This window comes from Sphingomonas sp. GW821-FHT09E03 (assembly GCF_059416225.1).
The window spans coordinates 395,067-412,501 of the sequence record NZ_JBWKOS010000001.1; the positions used below are offsets into that span (position 1 = coordinate 395,067).

Sequence of the window (17,435 nt, forward strand, 5' to 3'; positions counted from 1 at the left end):
GCAGCACTAATAACGTCGCCCGTGGGAGCCAATCGCGGGCTGATGCGTGTTAGCGTTCGTGCACCTTCGCTTGCTCAGCCTCGACCTCCCCGATCTCCCTGAATGGGCCGCCAAGATCGGCGGTGTGCTGGTGGTGCTGCTCGCCGTCGCGGTCATCCACCGCATCGCCTTTGCGGTGATCCACCGGCTCGCCGCGCGCACCGCTACCAAGACCGACGACATCGTCGCGGCGCGGCTGCGCAAGCCGACTTTCTGGCTGGTGATGGGCGTTGCCCTGGCCGCAGCCGGGCCGGGGCTCGATCTGCCGCGCTACTGGGACAATATCTGGCAGCGCGTGTTCGGCTTGCTGTCGCCGGCGGTGGTCGGCTGGGTGATCCATGCGCTGCTCGCGGCTTATCGCGACACCAGCGAGGCCCGGTTCGACATCTCGGTGGCCGACAATCTGCGCGCGCGGCGGCGACGCACCCGGATCGGCATTCTCTACCGGATCGCGGTGTTCCTGCTGGTCATGCTCACCTTCTGCCTCATGCTGATGAGCATCCCGGCGGTGCGCTCGATCGGCGTGACGCTGATCGCCTCGGCGGGCCTCGCCGGCCTCGCGCTCGGCGCCGCGGCGCAGCCGGCGCTCAAGAACCTCATCGCCGGCATCCAGATGGCCTTCACCGAGCCGATCCGGCTCGACGACGTCGTCATCATCGAGAATGAGTGGGGGCGGATCGAGGATATCCGCCTGACCTATGTGGTGGTGCGGATCTGGGATGATCGCCGGCTGGTGGTGCCGGTCGCCAAGTTCCTCGAGAACAGCTTCCAGAACTGGACGCGCGAGACCAGCGCGCTGATGGGATCGGTGTTCTGGTACCTCGACCCCACTGCCGACGTGCCGCGGATCCGCGCCCGGCTGGAAGAGGTGATCCGCGTCAATCCGCGGTGGGACGGGCGTTTCTTCAATCTCCAGGTGACCGATTCCAAGCCCGACGGCACGATGGAGCTGCGCGGGCTGATGACCGCCAAGGATGCGTCGACCGCCTTTGATCTGCGCTGCGACATCCGCGAGGCGATCTACGCGTTCATCCGCGACGAGATGCCCGAGGCGCTGCCCCGGGAGCGGCTCACACGGGCTCCGTCGCCGCCTGGCGATCAGCGTCCAGCGGTTCTTCCGTCAGCGCATCCGTGAAGCGCTTGCGCCACCAGTCGATGTCCTCGCGCTTGAGGATGTCTATCATCTTGGTCCAGCGCTCGATCCGCTCGTCCTTGGGCATCCGAAGCGCGCGCAAAATCGCGTCGGCCATCTCCTCGGCCGAATAAGGATTGATCAGCAGCGCGTCGGTGAGCTGGCAGGCGGCACCGGCGAAGCGCGACAGGATCAGCACGCCCGGATCCTCCGGGTTCTGCGCCGCGACATATTCCTTGGCGACTAGGTTCATGCCGTCGCGCAACGGGGTCACCAGCCCGATCTTGGCGGCACGGTAGATGCCGGCGAGCACGTCGCGCGGATAGCCCTGGTTGACGTAGCGGATCGGTACCCAGTCGATATCGGCATAGGCACCGTTGATCCGGCCCGCGAGGCCTTCGAGGTTGCTGCGGATCTTCTGGTAGCTGCCGACGGCGCCGCGGCTCGGCGGCGCGATCTGGAGCAGGGTGACTTCCTTGCGCTCTTCGGGATGCTCGTTGAGGAAGCGTTCGTAGCCGAGGAACCGCTCCTCCAGGCCCTTGGAATAATCGAGCCGGTCGACGCCGACGATCATGTCGCGGCCCACCGCCGCGTCGCGCATTTGACGGAAGGCGAGCCGGCCGCGGGTGCTGTTCGCCAGCGCGGCGAACTCGTCGGCGTCGATCCCGATCGGCACCGCCAGCACCCGCACCCGGCGATCGTCGAGCAGCAGGTGGTCGCCGTCCAGCGTCGCGCCGAGCTCGTGGGTGGCATAGTCGACGAACGACTGCAGCCATTCGTCGGTGTGAAAGCCGACCACGTCATAGGCGAACATCGTCCGCACCAGCGCCGCCGCTTCGGGCAGGATCGACAGCAATCGCCGCGGTGGCCAGGGAATGTGGAGGAAGAAGCCTATCCGGTTGGGGCAGCCACGCTTGCGCAGTTCCTCGCCGAGCGGGAACAGATGGTAATCCTGGATCCAGACCGCGTCGTCGTCTTCGATCAGCGGCTGGACGGTGTCGGCGAAGCGCTCGTTGACGCGCTGGTAGCCGCCAGCGAACTCGCGCTCATACTCGGCCAGGTCGACGCGATAGTGGAACAGCGGCCACAGCGTGCGATTGGCATAGCCGTTGTAATATTCGTCAATGTCCTGCTCTTCGAGGTCGACCGTCGCGGTGGTGACGCCCTCGGCGCGGGTGAAGGTGATCTGGCCGGTGAACTCGTCGGTCTGCTCGCCCGACCAGCCGAACCAGATGCCGCGATTTTCCTGCAGCGCCGAGGCGAGGGCGACGGCGAGGCCGCCCTGCGCACCCGAGGTGGAGCCCGTCGGCGCGGAAACGCGGTTCGAGATGATGATAAGGCGACTCAGCGGATCGAACTCCATGGTTTCGACAACAGGGCGGCACAGTTGATCATGCCGACCAACGAATAGGTCTGGGGATAATTGCCCCAAAGTTCGCCGGTGGTTGGGTCGATGTCCTCGGACAGCAGCCCAGCCGCGGTGCGGCGGGTGAGCATTTCCTCAAACAACTCGCGGGCATCGTCGCTGCGCCCGGTGACTTTGAGTGCCTCGATCAGCCAGAAGGTGCAGACATTGAACGCGGTCTCGGGCAGGCCGAAGTCGTCTTCGGTGTCGTAGCGCAGCATGTGGCTGCCGCGGCGCAGGCCTTTCTCGACGGCGTCGAGCGTGCCGACGAAGCGGGGATCGTCGGGCTCGAAGAAGCGCAGGTCCAGCAGCTGGATCAGGCTGGCGTCGAGATCGTCGCCCGAGAAGGTCGCCGACATCCGGTTGGTGTCCGGGCGCCAGGCCTTCTCCTCGATCTCGGCGCGCACCTTGTCGGCGCGATCCTGCCAGAAGCCGCGGCGGTCCTCAAGGCCGAGGACGTGCGCGGCATTGGCGAGGCGATCGCATGCCGCCCAGCACATTGCCGAGGAATAGGTGTGAACGCTCTGGCGGGTGCGCAGCTCCCACAGGCCCGCATCAGGCTGGTCGTGGAACTGCCAGGCACGCTCGCCGACATGCTCGAGACTTTCGAAATCCTCCGTCCCGGACAGGCGGAACAACCGCTGGTCAAAAAAGGCATGGACGCTGCACAGCACGATCTGGCCATAGGCGTCGTGCTGGATCTGCTCATAGGCCTGGTTGCCGACCCGCACCGGACCCATGCCGCGATAGCCGGCGAGCTTCGGCGCGAACCGCTCCTCCAGCGTCGCCTCGCCGAGCACGCCGTACAGCGGCTGGATATGGCCGCCGCGTGCGCCGTCGACGATATTGCGCAGATAGCCGAGATAGCCCTCCAGCACGTCGAGCGCGCCGAGGCGGTTGAGCGCCTGGACGGTGTAATAGGCGTCGCGCACCCAGCAGTAGCGATAGTCCCAGTTGCGCTCGGAGCCCGCATGCTCGGGCAACGAGGTGGTCAGCGCAGCGACGATCGCGCCGGTTTCCTCATGCTGGCAGAGCTTGAGCGTGATCGCCGAGCGGATCACCACCTCCTGCCATTCCAGCGGGATGGCGAGGCTGCGCACCCATTCCTGCCACTCGGCGGTGGTTTGCGCGAGCATGGAGTTGAGCGTGTCGGCGAGATCGCCCGCGAAGCTCTCGTCCGGCCCGAGGAAGAAGTGCAGCGGCGCCTCGACACGGAACGGCTGCTCGCCCTGGACCATGCCGATCGGCGCCGTCGTGGTCAGGCGCATCGCCATCGCGTCGAGCAATAGCCTGATGTGGTTGGAGCCGCCGACCTGCTCGCTGCAGATCCCGCCCCAGTCGCAGGTCGGGCGCAGCTTGACGCGGATCCGCGGCGATCCCGCGATCGGGCGGACGATGCGCGCGAACGCGACCGGGCGATAGGTACGGCCCTGGCGGCGGATGCGCGGGCAGAAGTCGGTGACCTCGATCGCGTTGCCGGCGCTGTCGGTATGAACGCTGACCAGGATCGGGGTGTTGCGGACGTAATGCTGCTCGACACTCACCACGTCGTCGAGTTCGATGCCCCAGTAACCTGCCTGCGGCTCCTCGCCGCCGACCAGCGAGGAGAAGATCGGGTCGCCATCCACCCGCGGCACGCAGCCCCAGACGAAGCGGCCGGCGCGATCGACCAGCGCGGATACCTGGCAATTGCCGATCGGCCACAGATCCACCGAACTCATGCAGCCTGCTCCGCCGCGATGTCGAGCCAGTCGAGCGTCGCCGCGACGCTTGGCAGGCGGTAGGCGGCGGCGCTCCGCCGGGCACCGCCGATGAGGACGCCGGCACCGCCCCGCGCCGACGCAGCGATCATCGCGGGCTCGTCGGTATCGTCGTCGCCCAGGAATATGGGGGTGCGGCTGGCCATTGTCGGAGCCTCCATCAGCGTCGCCAGCGCGGTACCCTTGTCGGCCCCCGCTGCACGGATTTCGATCATCATCTTGCCGGTCTGCAGGTGGAGACCCGCATCATCGGCGAGGCGGCGAGCAAGGTCGTGGGCGGCGGCTTCGGCGTGCGGGGCACTGCGATAATGCAGCGCTGCGCCGAGCGGCTTTTCCTCGACCAGCACCCCTGGTTGTGCAGTTGCGAAGGCGTTCATGCTCGCAACTATACGGTCGAGGGCGGCAGGACGTTCCACGCGGTCGTGGCGGCCATCGGCCCAGCGCACTTCGAGGCCATGGCTGCCGGACACCGCCAGCCGCTCCGCGCCGAGCAACGCCTCGATCGATTTTACCGGCCGGCCGCTGATGATCGCGAGGTGGCCGTCGAGCGCCTCGCCAAGCCGTGCGATCAGCGCGCGTAGCCGGGCGTCGACCACCACGGCATCCGGGCTGGCGGCGAGCTCGACGAGCGTCCCGTCGAAATCGAGGAACAGCGCGGCGTTGCGCAGCAGGTCGGGCGGTGGCGGGGGGAGGTCGATCACGCGGGCGATGTCGGGGAAAGCACGAGGGGGGTCAAGCGGATCAGGGCGCAGGGCCGCCGGCAGCGCCCGCCAGGAGGTTGGTTGATCTGCGTGAATCTGGCGTCCTGCGGCAGGAACTTCGGCACTGCCTGCCGGTTGCGCGAGAAGAAAAAAGGAGAGAAGACCATGCTGAAACTGATCGGACTGACGATCGCCCTGGCGTTGACCGCCGTGCCCGCCATCGCCCAGACCCCGCCGCCGCCGCCGCCAGCCGAAGCCAAGATGCAGGCGATGCCCTATGTCATGGCCGCGGGCATGAGCGATCTGTACGAGATCAACGCGAGCCAGGTCGCGCTGCAGAAGTCGCAGAACGCCGGGGTGCGCAAGTTCGCGCAGATGATGATCGATCATCACCAGAAGACCACCGCGGCGACCATGAGGGCCGCAAAGGCAGCGGGGCTGACGCCGATGCCGCCGGCGCTCGATGCCGCCGCGACCGCCTCGATCACCGAATTGCAGACTGCCTCGGCCGCCGATTTCGACCGGCTCTACCTCGGCCAGCAGGGCCCGGCGCATCAGGCTGCGCTCGATCTCCACCAGAGCTATGCCAAGGGTGGCGACAAGACCCCGCTGCGCGCCAGCGCGCGCGCGGCGGTGCCGATCGTCAAGCAGCATATCGCTATGCTGGCGAAGCTGAATAAGGGTGCCGGCATGGCAGGCGGCATGTGAACCGCTGCGGGTCCGGGCCGCGTGCCCGGGCCCGCCAACGGGAACGCGATCGCCGCGTGGCGGTTGACGCGGTGAGGAGATGGCGATGACCGATGACAAGCGTCCGGGCGGCGAGAACTTTGCTTGGGTTGATCCCGAGCGGACCAAGCCCGCTAATGCCTTCGACAACGAAGTCGGCATCTCGGGTACCGGCTACAGCCAGGAGAGCGAGCGCGAGGAGGGCGAGAAGCTGCCCAGCGGCTCGGTCAACCAGCAGGCGACGGCGCGTTCGCGGCAGATCGCCGACAATGACGACCAGCCCGACGCCGGGCGTCGCGCCTCGTTCGATCCCAAGACAGGTGAAGTGCGCGGCAGCGGCGCGGGTGCCGGCGGCGGCAACCCGGGCGAGGATTTCGACCGCGATGCCGCGGCGGGTGACGGCTATCCGATCACCGGCGGCGAGGGCGGCGGCACATCCGCGCCGCACGATCTCGGGCCCCCGGGGATCAAGCACTGAAGGAGCCGATCATGCCCGGGCCGACCGAGCGTCCTGATTGCGATCCGGCCGCTGAGCAGACTTCCGGCACGCGCTCCGCGGCTGTGCGCGGTGGTGGTACCGGCGCCGCGGCGGGCGTGACCGGCGATGATGCCGATCCCGCCGCGCCTGACGGTAGCTGGCCGGACGATATGCCGCCGAGCCGTGAGGGTGCCTGACAAGGCCGGCGCTTCACGGCAGGCGTTGGATAATTGTTGCCGACAATCTTGAAGCTGCCGATTGTCTCGCCTGCCGGCTCTCGTCATGACGAGCCCATAACAGGCAGGGGCGAGGCAGATGACCATTATCACACGACGCGGCATGCTCGCCGGAAGCGCAGCCGGCACTGCCGCCGCGCTGCTGCCGGCGGTGCCCGCCGGCGCCGCGACCCTGGCGCCGACCCCGCCGATGGGGTGGAACAGCTGGAACAGCTTCGCGACCACGATCAACGAGGCGCAAGCCCGCGAGACGGCGCGGATCATGGCCGCCAAGCTGCTGCCCGCCGGCTATGACGTCTTCACCGTCGACATCCAATGGTACGAACCCGCGGCGTCGAGCTATACCTACAATGCCCATCCAACGCCGGCGATGGACGGCTATGGCCGGCTGATTCCCGCGCCTAACCGTTTTCCCTCGAGTGCCGGCGGCAAGGGTTTCGCCCCGCTTGCCGCTGCCGTCCAAGGCATGGGGCTGAAGTTCGGCATCCACCTGATGCGCGGCATCCCGCGGCTGGCGGTGGAGCGCAACCTGCCGGTGCTCGGCACCCGCTTTCGCGCTGCGGACATCGCCGACACTGCCAGCATCTGCCCGTGGAACCCGGACATGTACGGCGTCGCAATGGATCGCCCCGGCGCCCAGGCCTATTACGACAGTGTCTTCCGGCTCTATGCCGATTGGGGCGTCGATTTCGTCAAGATGGACGACATGAGCCGGCCCTATGACGCCCATGCGCCCGAGATCGAGGCGGCGCACAAGGCGATCGGCGCGACGGGCCGACCAATCATCCTCAGCCTCTCGCCCGGCGAGACGCCGGTGATCCGCGGCGATCATGTCCGTCGCTTTGCGCAGATGTGGCGGATCAGCGACGATTTCTGGGACGAATGGCTGCTGCTGGAGGCGCAGTTCACCCGGCTCGAGAATTGGACCGCGTGGCGCGGGCCGGGCGGCTGGCCCGATGCCGACATGCTGCCGCTCGGCCGCCTCGCGCTCGGCCAGCGCGACACCAAGTTCACGCCGGACGAGCAGCGCACGCTGATGACCCTCTGGTCGATCGCGCGCTCGCCGCTGATCATGGGCGGCGACCTGCGCCACCTCGATGCGCCGACACTGGCGCTGCTCACCAACCGCGAAGTGATCGCGGTCAACCAGCGCAGTGCCGACAATCGGCCGCATTTCGTCGAGGATGGCGCGAGGATCTGGTCGGCGCGGCCGGACGGGGCAGGGGGGCGCTATGTGGCGCTGTTCAATACCACGGCGGCGGCGATGACGGTCGGCCTGCCGCTACGGGAGCTCGGTCTTGAGGGAAGGCAACCGGTGCGCGATCTGTGGTCGGGTACCGCTCTGGCGGCGGCATCGGGTCGGTTCGAGCAACGGATCGCGTCGCACGGGGCAGGCCTGTACCGACTGGGGTGAGTTCCACCACCGCGTGAGGCCGATGATCGCACACGCTCATGCCGAAAAGAAAAGCCCCGCCGGATCACCGACGGGGCTTCTCGCCGAAGGGACAAGGCAGACGGCGTCACGCCGGCGGCCTTAACCTTCACATCGTCTTGAGCATCGCGATATGCTGCTCGACCACCGGGACGATTTCCGCTGCGGCGCTCTTCAGCGCCGGTGCGGTGCCTTCCATGGCATAGGCCTTCTGCACGTCGAGCGCCTGGCCGTGGGCGGCCTTCTGCTGTGCGACATAGGCCGCATCACGCGCCATGCCCGATTCGCCGCGAAGCTCGGTGACCAGCTCCTGCTGGAGCGGGTTGAGCTTGGGCGGCGCCGCGCGCACCTTTGAACGGACGGCCGCAGCCTTGACCATCGCCGTGCTCTTGGTGTGATGATCGATCATCATCTGCGCAAAATCGCGCAGCTTAGGATTCTGGGTGGTCTCCAGCACGACGCGGCTGGAGGTGATCTCGTAGAGATCGCCGGCGCCGGCGGTGGCGATATAGTCGGTCGGCGTCATAACCTGCGCGAGCGCCGGGGTGGCCAGCGTTGCCGCAGCGAAGGCGGCCGTCGAGAGCAAGGTCTTCATGGGATCGTTCCTTCGTAGATCGGATCAGTTGCGAATGCCGAAGGCGCCCTTGAGCCGGCCGATCGCATACATGTTGGCGTCATAGGCGCCGCGGACGACCTTACCCATGCCGAACATCTCGTGGGTCACACCGGGAAAGGTGCGCTGCTCGACGTTGTCGCCGGCCGACTTCATCGCCGCTGCCAGCGTCTCGCCGTCCGAGCGCAGCGGATCGATCTGGGCGTTGACGATGGTGGTGGGCGGCAGGCCGCGTAGATTGGCGCCGACGAGGTTGAGCCGAGGATCCTGCATGTCGGCCGGGCTGTTAGTGTAATAATAGCCGAACCACTTGAGCATCGCCGTGTTGAGCGGCTTGGCGTTCGCCGAGTCCATCCGCGACGGCAGGGTCATGCTGCTGTTGGCGATCGGATAGACCGACAGGATGTGCACCGGCGCGGCAAGGTTGTTGTCGCGGGCGTAGATCGCCGTGGCGACGGCGAGGTTGCCGCCGGCGCTCTCGCCGGCGAGCGCCAGCTTGGTCGTGTCGCCGCCCCAGGAGACGGCATTCTGCAGCACCCAGCGATAGGCGGCGAAGGCATCGTCATGCTGCGCCGGGAACTTGAACTCGGGGGCGTGGCGATATTCCACCGAGACCACGATCGCGTTAAGCTGCTTCGACAGCAGGCGTGGCGCCGCGTCATAGGTGTTGACGTCGGCGATCACCCAGCCGCCGCCATGATAATAGACGATCACCGGCATCGGCGCGCCGGTCGCGGCGGCGGGCTTGTAGATACGGGCATATTGCATCGGATCGCTGCCATACGGCAGGTCCTGCGTCGTCACGGTCTGATCGGGGGCAGTGGACTTGCCCTGTAGGTGGATCACCGCGCGGGCGGCGTCCGCCGCCGACGGCTGGATGCGGGCCTTGACCGGCGTCAGCGTCTCGATCGGCTTGGCGCCGAGCCTGGGCAGCTGGTCGAGCACTGCCTGCATGTCCGGTGCGGCGGCGGCGGGCTGGGCAGCCATTGCGGCGGGCGGCGGGGGCGGGGGTGCATTGACCGAGTTGCTCGATTGGGCGAGCGCGGCGCCGGACGTGCCCAACAGCGCCAAAGCAATAATGCTTGTCGATTTCATGTACATAACCCTGTTATTATCTGGTAGCTCAACTGTTGTGGCCGGTGGCTGTTCCATTGCTCGAAAGATTGATAAGGCAGGACAAGATGTTATCGGAGCACGACGAGTGGTGCACGATCATTGGTGCTGGATTGGCCACGGCAGCGGCGATACAGCGGCGGCATGTCCACGACCTACACGCTCGACACCGCGACCAGCCGTGCCACGCCCACCCCGGTGCCGCTGAAGCGGCTCACCGTGCCGGCGGTGCGGCGGCGCAAGTCCAGCCGCGAGGGCGGCGGCGAGCCGCTGGTGATGCTGACCGCCTATACCGCGCGCACCGCGCAGCTGCTCGATCCGCATTGCGACCTGCTGCTGGTCGGCGACAGCCTCGCGCAGGTGATCTACGGTCTGCCGTCGACGGTGCCGGTGACGCTCGAGATGATGGCGGCGCACGGCGCTGCGGTGGTCCGCGGCAGCTATCATGCCGTGGTAGCAATCGACATGCCGTTCGGCAGCTACGAGGCCTCGCCGCAGCAAGCCTTTGCGAGCGCCGCCTATCTGCTCAAGGAAACCGGCGCCGCCGCGGTCAAGCTTGAGGGCGGCCAGGCGATGGCCGAGACGGTGCGCTTTCTTGCCGAGCGCGGCATTCCGGTGATGGGCCATGTCGGCCTCACCCCCCAGGCGGTCAACGTGCTCGGCGGCTATGGTGCGCGCGGGCGCACCGCGGCGGAGGCGGACAAGATCCTCGCCGACGCCCAAGCGATCGCAGATGCCGGCGCCTTTGCGATCGTGATCGAAGGGGTGATGGAGCCGATCGCGATCCGGATCACCGATGCCGTCGATTGCCCCACCATCGGCATCGGCGCCTCGGCGCGCTGCGACGGCCAGGTGCTGGTGGTGGACGACATGCTCGGCATGTTCGAGCGCACCGCCAAGTTCGTGAAGCGCTATGACGATCTCGCCACGCGGATCGCGGCGGCGGCGCAACACTATGCCGCCGAGGTGCGATCGCGGGCATTCCCGGGGGACGAACAGGTCTATGCGGCACCGGAGTCGGGGCCTCAGTGACGCGCCTTCCGTTTCGTTCCCGGCGCGGCTAAGAGGGCCGGCATTTCCCCTTCCTCCGGAGCCACCCTTGGCGCTTACCCCGAACACCAATGAAGCTTTTCTGCGCGAGGTGGACGACGAGCTCCGCCGCGACCAGCTCACCACCTTCTGGGAACGCTGGGGGGTGTGGCTGATCGTCGGCATCGTCGCCGCGCTCGCGCTGTTCGGCGGCTACCTCTATTGGCAACATCACCAGAACCAGGCCGCGGGCGCCGATGGCGAGAAGCTGCAGGCGGTGTATGATTCGCTCGGCGCCAACCAGCCGGCGCAGGCGGCCAAGCCACTTGCCGAGCTCGCCGGCTCGGGCCGCCCCGGCTATCGCGCCGCGGCCGAGTTCACCCAGGCCGATATCCTGCTTCAGAAGAACGACTTCAAGGGTGCCGCCGCCAAGTTCGCCGCCGTCGCCGCGGACACTTCGCTCGCCGATCCGTTCCGCAACCTCGCGCTGATCCGCCAGACCGCGGCCGAGTTCGACACGCTCAAGCCCCAGGTGGTGATCGAGCGGCTGCGGCCGCTCGCCGTCACCGGCAATCCCTGGTTCGGCAGCGCCGGCGAGATGGTGGCGATCGCCTATCTGCGCACCGGCCGCCGCGATCTGGCGGCGACGATGTTCAGCCAGGTCGCGCGTGACAACGACGTTCCCGATTCGATCCGTCAACGCGCGGTTCAGATGGCCGGGACGATGGCGGCCGACGTGCCCGCCACCACACCTAGCGCCCCCCACGAGAAAGCTTCCGCGAAATGACGACCAGATATCGGGCCTCGGTGGCCGTGGCCGCGTTGATGGCGCTGAGCGCCTGCGGCATCTTCAAGGGCGGCGGGCCCAAGAAGACCCCGACGGTGGGCGAGCGTGTGCCGATCCTCGCCTCCGAGAATGCGGTGGAAGCCGACAAGACGATCGCCGACATCCAGGTGACGCTGCCGGCACCCGAGCCCAATGACTCATGGGCCCAGCCCGGCGGCAACCCTGCCAAGTCGATGGGCCAGCTAGCCATTGCTGCGACACCGGCGCGCGCCTGGCAGTCGACCATCGCCGGTGGTTCGGATCGCCAGCGGCTTGGCGGCTCGCCGGTGATCGCCGACAACAAATTGTTCGTCACCGATGTCGATGCCACCGTCCACGCCTTCGCCGCGGACACCGGTGCGACGCTGTGGTCAACTTCGCTTACCGACGTCAAGAAGACCCGCGAAGCGCGGTTCGGCGGCGGCGTCAGCTATGACGGCGGCAAGGTCTATGCCACCGACGGCCTCGGCGACGTGGTCGCGCTCGATGCCGCGACCGGCAAGGAGCAATGGCGGGTCAAGCCCGGTGGCCCGCTGCGCGGCTCGCCGACCATCGCCAACGGCTCGCTCTACGTCCTCACCCAGGATAATCAGTTGTTCGCGCTCGATCAGGCCGACGGCAAGGTCCAGTGGGTTCAGGCAGGCACGCTCGAATCGCAGGGCGTGTTCGGCGTCGCCGCCCCGGCAGTGAGCCAGGGCACGGTGGTCGCCGGCTTCTCGAGCGGCGAGCTCAACGCCTATCGGTATGAGAACGGCCGCGTGCTGTGGGGCGACGCGCTGTCGCGCACCTCGGTCACCACCTCGGTGTCGAGCCTGTCGGATATCGACGCTGCACCGGTAATCGACAACGGACGGGTGTTCGCGGTTGGTCAGGGCGGCCGCATGGTCAGCCTCGATCTCGCCACCGGCCAGCGGCTGTGGGAGCAGAACTTCGCCGGCATCTCGACGCCGTGGATCGCGGGCGAATGGCTGTTCGTGGTAACCGACGACGCCCGCCTGGTCTGCCTCGCCCGCTCCAACGGCAAGGCGCGCTGGATCGCCCAGCTGCAGCGCTTCAAGAACGACAAGAAGAGCAAGGGGCCGCAGGTCACCTGGTTCGGCCCGATCCTCGCCGGCAATCGCCTGGTGCTGACCAACTCGCTCGGGCAGCTGGTGTTCGCCTCGCCGAGCGACGGCAGCATCGTGAGCAAGGTGGAGACCAAGGACTCCTTCACCCTGCCGCCGGTGGTGGCGAACTCGACGATCTACACGCTCAACTACAAGGGGCGGGTGACAGCCTATCGGTGAAGCTGACCCGCGGACGCGAAACCCCGCCCAATCCCGTCACCCCAGCGCAAGCTGAGGTCTCGCGGTAGCGCGGGTCCGCGCCTGCGCTTGGCGGATCGGCAATCCCTCCATGAGGACACGCCAGCTTTCGCTGGGGTGACGGATGAGGGCGGGGCGCCTTTCTCCTCCTGAGAACGCCGGGCCCAATCGCCCCTGACCACAATAAGGTGACTGGCCCGGCCTAACCGGCTAGGGGCGGCCGCTATGCCTCGTCTCCCCACCGTCGCTATCGTCGGCCGTCCCAATGTCGGCAAGTCGACGCTGTTCAACCGCCTCGTCGGCAAGAAGCTCGCGTTGGTCGACGATCGGCCCGGCGTGACCCGTGATCGCCGCGAGGGCGATGCCAACATGCTCGGCCTCGATTTCCGCGTGATCGATACCGCCGGCTATGAAGACCAGGACGCCGAATCGCTGCCCGGCCGGATGCGCCAGCAGACCGAGGCGGCGGTCGCCCAGGCCGATGTCGCCTTGTTCCTGTTCGATTCACGCGCCGGCATCGTCCCGCTCGACGAAGAGATCGCACGCTGGCTGCGCGCCTCCACCACCCCTGTCGTGCTGGTCGCCAACAAGGCGGAAGGCCGCGCCGGCGAGCAGGGCGTGCTCGAATCGCTCAGCCTCGGCTTCGGCGATCCCGTGCAGGTATCGGCCGAGCATGGCGAAGGCCTCGCCGACCTGTTCGAAGGCCTGTTGCCGCACATCGACAAGGCGGACGAGGACGAGGTGGAGGAGGATGACGACCGCCCCGACGCGCCGCTCAAACTTGCCATCGTCGGCCGCCCGAACGCGGGCAAGTCGACGCTGATCAACCGCATCCTCGGCGAAGACCGGATGATCACCGGGCCCGAGGCCGGCATCACTCGCGATTCGATCGCGATCGACTGGGAATGGCATGCGCCGGGCGGCGGGGTCTATCCGGTCCGGCTGATCGACACCGCCGGCATGCGCAAGCGCGCCAAGGTGCAGGACAAGCTCGAAAAGATGTCGGTCGCCGACGCGCTCCACGCGGTCGATTTCGCCGAGGTGGTGGTGTTGCTGCTCGACGCGACGCTGGGGCTCGAGGCGCAGGACCTGCGCATCGCCGATCGCGTTCTCGAGGAAGGCCGTGCACTGGTGATCGCGCTCAACAAATGGGACGTCGCCGAAAACGCCTCGTCGCTGTTCAACGGCGTCAAGCGCGCGCTCGAGGATGGGCTCAGCCAGGTCAAGGGCGTGTCGGTGCTCACCGTCTCCGCCGCCACCGGCAAGGGTATCGACCAGTTGATGGGCGCTGCCTTCGAGGTGCGCGATGCCTGGTCCAAGCGGGTCGGCACCGGCGAGCTCAACCGCTGGTTCGAAAAAGCAATCGAGGCCAATCCGCCGCCAGCGCCCGGCGGCAAGCGGATCAAGATGCGTTATGTCACCCAGATCAAGACGCGGCCACCAAGCTTCGTGATCTTCGGCACCCGCGTTGATCAATTGCCGGCAAGTTACGAGCGCTATCTGGTCAACTCGATGCGTGCGCAATTGGGCTTCGGCGCAGTGCCGGTGCGGATCACCTTCCGCGCGCCGAAGAATCCGTTCGATACGGACCGGTAAATTTTTCGTTCGATCCCTGACGCATCGGCCCTATCGGCAACGTCATGTTTACCGATTGTGTCTAGCAAGGCGGCCAGACCTTCGCGGGAAATTTCGCCGCGGCCAAGGGAGAAGGCAGTGTCGTTCGAAGGCAGCACGTTGGTGGATTGGACGGCTTTTGCGCAGGCGCGCAGCGAGCTGGGCGCCGGGTTCGTGCGCATTCTCGGTTATTTCCGCGAGGATGGGGTGAAGTCGGTCTCGGCGATCGAGCAGGCGATGCGCGGCAACAATGCCGCCGCCATGGTCATCCCCGCCCATACGCTGAAAGGCGAATCGCGCCAGTTCGGCGCCGAGCCGCTGGGCGCGCTTGCCGAAACCATCGAGGAAATCGCGCGCGACTGCGTCGAGCGGCAGGATAGCTGCGAGGAAGCGCTGGAGCATGTCGTCAAGCTGCGCCCGCTGTTCTTCGAGACGCTGTCGCTGCTCGAGCGCGAGGCCAACCCGCTGGTGTCGCGCCGGCCGCAGGTCGGCGGCTTCGGGCGTAAGACGGTCTAAGTGGTAGGGAGCGCCGCTGGTCCAAGCCGGCGCCTGCGCTCGCACCGTCGGTCATCCTGAACTCGTTTCAGGATCCATGACCCAACGGGGCCGCGAGCGTGCGGACGGTGCAGGCCATGGATGCTGAACCAACTTTAGTGTGATGGCGAGGGGAAGAGGCGTCGCCTCTCCCGTTCCTTCACCCCTTCAAATAGGGCGCCGCGCCAGTCTTCGGCGAGTCATGCTCGCTGACCGAGTTCAGCTGGATGTAATTGTGGATGCCCATTCGCTCGATCATCTCGAATTGGCGCTCGAGCGTGTCGACATGCTCTTCTTCCGAGGCAAGGATCCGCGCGAACAGGTCGCGGCTGATATAGTCGCGGACTTCTTCGCAATAGGCGATCGCGCCCTTGAGCTGGCCGACCGCTTCCACTTCCATCGCGAGATCGGAGCGGAGCACTTCCTCCACCGTCTCGCCGATGCGCAGCCGACCGAGCAGCTGGAAATTGGGCAGGCCGTCGAGAAACAGGATGCGCTCCGACAGCCAGTCGGCGTGCTTCATCTCGTCGATCGATTCCATCCGCTCATATTGGGCCAGCTTGTAGACGCCCCAGTGATCGAGCATCCGATAGTGCAGCCAATATTGGTTGATCGCGGTGAGCTCGTTCCTGAGCGCCTCGTTCAAGAACTCGATGACCCGCGGGTCGCCCTTCATTGCCATGCTCCGTATACCTCCAACCGTGCTTGTACGGCGCAGGCTCAGGCTACGGCAAGTCCCAAAAACGGCTGATTTCTGCGGATTTTCCGGCTGCGACTGTCAGGCAGCAGCGCGCTCTGTGTCGATAATGGCTCGCGCTACCACCGTGCATTGGCCGCATTTCGGCTCGCAGCCGAGCGCCCGGTAGGCCTGGCAGGCGGTCATGCAGCCGCCGCGCGCCATTTCGCGTACCTGGTTTTCACGGATGGCATTGCACACGCAGACGACCATGGAGGCTCCTTCGCAATAGCGTCGGAACTAGCGATAATGAGAACCACTCGCAAGCGCATTTGCGCATGATTCGCAGTAAAGCGACTCAGTCCGTCGCAGTCGCGCCACCACGCATCGGCTGCGGCGCAAATCGCGCGAGGCTGCGCCACGCCCATTCCATTGGGCCGAACCGGTAGCGGGCGAGCCACGGCCGGGACCAGCCGAGCATGATCGTCCAGGCGATCGGCACCAGCCAGTAAAGCGTCGCGCGATCCCACCGTGCAAACTGGCCAAGCCCCCAGCCCGAGAAGATGAACGTCATCAGCAAGGTCGTGCCGAGATAGTTGGTGAAGGCGGCGCGTCCGGTGGCGGCGAGCCGCGCGGACAGCCAGCCGCCGGGCCGGATCAGCAGCATAGACAGCGCCGCATAGCCGATTGCGCCGAGCAGCCGGATGGGCGCCGAGGCGCCGACCGAGCCGAGAAACACCCAGCGCTGGTCGAAGCCGTGCGCGATGGTGGCGCGGCCGAGCAACGCATATCCGACCAGCGACAGGCCGAGGCAGACGATCGCCCAGCGCCGATATCGCGCACGCGGCCAGGCGCCGGTGATGAACCCCGAGCGGAAGGTGGCCATGCCGATCAGCATCGCGCTCAGCGTCTCGGGGCCGACCAGCGACAGCGTCGAGAACGGGCCGGCGGCGTTGCTCCACCGCCAGGCGACGCCCTCGGCGAACCCGCCGCGGATCGCTGCGATCTGGCTGGCGAGATCGGCCGCAGGCGGTACGCCGAAGCTGGTGGCGAACGCGTTCCAGGTGGCGATCGCCGTCGGTGTGTTGCGCGCGCCGCTGGCGAAGATTGCCAGCGTGCCCATGATCCCGATGATCCAGTCGAGCGCGAGCAGCAGTAATCCCGCGATCACCAGCGAGCGCGCCGGCAGGCGATGAAACAGGAAGGCGATTCCTCCGACCAGCGCATAATGGCTGAGGATATCGCCCCACCAGAACAGATAGAGGTGCAGGCAGCCGATTAGCAGCAGCACCGCCATGCGCCGGTAATGGACCGCGGCGGCGTTCTCGCCCTTGGCCTCGGCGCGGTCGATCACCAGCAGCATCGAGGCGCCGAACAGCAGGGTGAACAGCCCGCGCATCTTGCCTTCGACCAGCACGAAGGTGGCGAGCCACACCCACTGGTTCGCCCCGGTCGATCCGCCCCAGGCCGCGGGCGAAAAATAGGCGGCTTCGGGCAACGCGAACGCCGGCAGATTGGCGACGAGGATACCCATCACCGCGGCGCCGCGGATCACGTCCAGCGTCGTGATCCGTGCCGGTGCTGCTGTTGCCATGATGTCGCCTGTACCCCGCCTTGCCTGGCAATCGTGTGGCAGATTTGTCGCGCGAGGTGAACCGGGCGGGTGCGTGGCACCTGCAAGACGCAGGACGCAGGACGCAGGACGCAAGCCGCAAGCCGCAAGGTTCAATCCGCAGACCACAAGCTGCAAGCCCCAAGCCGTCATCCCAGCGCAAGCTGGGATCTCTGGCGACGGCGCGGGACGGCGCGGCGGGAGA

18 protein-coding genes are annotated in these 17,435 nt (G+C 66.9%); 10 read left to right on the plus strand and 8 right to left on the minus strand.

The window, feature by feature from the left end; translation table 11 throughout:
• Positions 1-58: 58 nt before the first annotated feature.
• Complete coding sequence (locus AC07M8_RS02070) at positions 59-1,174, plus strand: mechanosensitive ion channel family protein (protein ID WP_495172785.1); 1,116 nt, start codon at positions 59-61, stop codon at positions 1,172-1,174.
• Here AC07M8_RS02070 and otsA read toward each other — a convergent pair.
• Genes otsA through otsB form a run of 3 tightly spaced genes read right to left on the minus strand, consistent with a single transcriptional unit; the run spans position 1,110 to position 5,037 of the window.
• On the minus strand, positions 1,110-2,534 hold the full coding sequence (gene otsA, locus AC07M8_RS02075) for an alpha,alpha-trehalose-phosphate synthase (UDP-forming) (protein ID WP_495172786.1): 1,425 nt from the start codon (positions 2,532-2,534) through the stop codon (positions 1,110-1,112). The two genes, AC07M8_RS02070 and otsA, sit on opposite strands and share 65 nt — an antisense overlap.
• Entirely contained in the window at positions 2,516-4,297 is a 1,782-nt protein-coding gene (locus AC07M8_RS02080) for a glycoside hydrolase family 15 protein (protein WP_495172787.1), read from the minus strand. The genes otsA and AC07M8_RS02080 overlap by 19 nt, the downstream gene beginning before the upstream one ends.
• Positions 4,294-5,037, minus strand: coding sequence for a trehalose-phosphatase (gene otsB / locus AC07M8_RS02085; RefSeq protein WP_495172788.1), 744 nt, complete (start codon positions 5,035-5,037; stop codon positions 4,294-4,296). Before otsB ends, AC07M8_RS02080 begins: the two co-directional genes overlap by 4 nt.
• A 165-nt stretch (positions 5,038-5,202) precedes the next feature.
• Between otsB and AC07M8_RS02090 the strand changes: the two genes are divergently transcribed.
• The 4 genes from AC07M8_RS02090 (at position 5,203) to AC07M8_RS02105 (ending at position 7,891) form a co-directional block, all read left to right on the plus strand.
• A complete protein-coding gene (locus AC07M8_RS02090) occupies positions 5,203-5,745 on the plus strand; it encodes a DUF4142 domain-containing protein (RefSeq protein WP_495172789.1) in 543 nt (180 codons plus the stop codon).
• 85 nt (positions 5,746-5,830) lie between these two features.
• Positions 5,831-6,241, plus strand: coding sequence for a hypothetical protein (locus AC07M8_RS02095; RefSeq protein ID WP_267395868.1), 411 nt, complete (start codon positions 5,831-5,833; stop codon positions 6,239-6,241).
• A gap of 11 nt (positions 6,242-6,252) precedes the next feature.
• The gene (locus AC07M8_RS02100) at positions 6,253-6,438 is read left to right on the plus strand and encodes a hypothetical protein (RefSeq protein ID WP_495172790.1); all 186 of its coding nucleotides are present in this window, start codon (positions 6,253-6,255) and stop codon (positions 6,436-6,438) included.
• Between the two features lie 118 nt (positions 6,439-6,556).
• Positions 6,557-7,891 (plus strand): glycoside hydrolase family 27 protein, encoded by a 1,335-nt coding sequence (locus AC07M8_RS02105; RefSeq protein ID WP_495172791.1) that lies wholly within the window; start codon positions 6,557-6,559, stop codon positions 7,889-7,891.
• A 127-nt stretch (positions 7,892-8,018) separates the two neighbouring features.
• Here AC07M8_RS02105 and AC07M8_RS02110 read toward each other — a convergent pair whose 3' ends face one another.
• Positions 8,019-8,504, minus strand: a complete 486-nt coding sequence (locus AC07M8_RS02110; RefSeq protein WP_495172792.1) for a DUF4142 domain-containing protein — start codon at positions 8,502-8,504, stop codon at positions 8,019-8,021.
• 24 nt (positions 8,505-8,528) lie between these two features.
• Entirely contained in the window at positions 8,529-9,617 is a 1,089-nt protein-coding gene (locus AC07M8_RS02115) for an alpha/beta hydrolase (protein WP_495172793.1), read from the minus strand.
• A gap of 162 nt (positions 9,618-9,779) precedes the next feature.
• Between AC07M8_RS02115 and panB the strand changes: the two genes are divergently transcribed.
• The 5 genes from panB to AC07M8_RS02140 all read left to right on the plus strand — a co-directional run bounded on the left by panB (position 9,780) and on the right by AC07M8_RS02140 (position 14,924).
• On the plus strand, positions 9,780-10,667 hold the full coding sequence (panB, locus tag AC07M8_RS02120) for a 3-methyl-2-oxobutanoate hydroxymethyltransferase (protein ID WP_495172794.1): 888 nt from the start codon (positions 9,780-9,782) through the stop codon (positions 10,665-10,667).
• Between the two features lie 67 nt (positions 10,668-10,734).
• Entirely contained in the window at positions 10,735-11,451 is a 717-nt protein-coding gene (locus AC07M8_RS02125; protein WP_495172795.1) for a tetratricopeptide repeat protein, read from the plus strand.
• Positions 11,448-12,776, plus strand: a complete 1,329-nt coding sequence (locus AC07M8_RS02130; RefSeq protein ID WP_495172796.1) for an outer membrane protein assembly factor BamB family protein — start codon at positions 11,448-11,450, stop codon at positions 12,774-12,776. The genes AC07M8_RS02125 and AC07M8_RS02130 overlap by 4 nt, the downstream gene beginning before the upstream one ends.
• Before the next feature lie 243 nt (positions 12,777-13,019).
• Positions 13,020-14,390, plus strand: coding sequence for a ribosome biogenesis GTPase Der (gene der / locus AC07M8_RS02135; RefSeq protein ID WP_495172797.1), 1,371 nt, complete (start codon positions 13,020-13,022; stop codon positions 14,388-14,390).
• Positions 14,391-14,507: 117 nt separating this feature from the next.
• Complete coding sequence (locus AC07M8_RS02140) at positions 14,508-14,924, plus strand: Hpt domain-containing protein (protein WP_495172798.1); 417 nt, start codon at positions 14,508-14,510, stop codon at positions 14,922-14,924.
• Between the two features lie 178 nt (positions 14,925-15,102).
• Here the strand turns inward: AC07M8_RS02140 and bfr are convergent, their stop codons facing one another.
• The 3 genes from bfr to AC07M8_RS02155 form a co-directional block, all read right to left on the minus strand.
• Entirely contained in the window at positions 15,103-15,618 is a 516-nt protein-coding gene (gene bfr / locus AC07M8_RS02145; protein ID WP_495172799.1) for a bacterioferritin, read from the minus strand.
• 102 nt (positions 15,619-15,720) lie between these two features.
• Positions 15,721-15,891: a (2Fe-2S)-binding protein gene (locus AC07M8_RS02150; protein ID WP_495172800.1), complete on the minus strand. Its 171-nt coding sequence runs from the start codon at positions 15,889-15,891 to the stop codon at positions 15,721-15,723.
• 85 nt (positions 15,892-15,976) lie between these two features.
• Positions 15,977-17,212 carry a DUF418 domain-containing protein gene (locus AC07M8_RS02155; RefSeq protein ID WP_495172801.1) on the minus strand — a complete coding sequence of 412 codons (1,236 nt, stop codon included), beginning with the start codon at positions 17,210-17,212 and terminating at the stop codon, positions 15,977-15,979.
• Between the last annotated feature and the right edge of the window lie 223 nt (positions 17,213-17,435).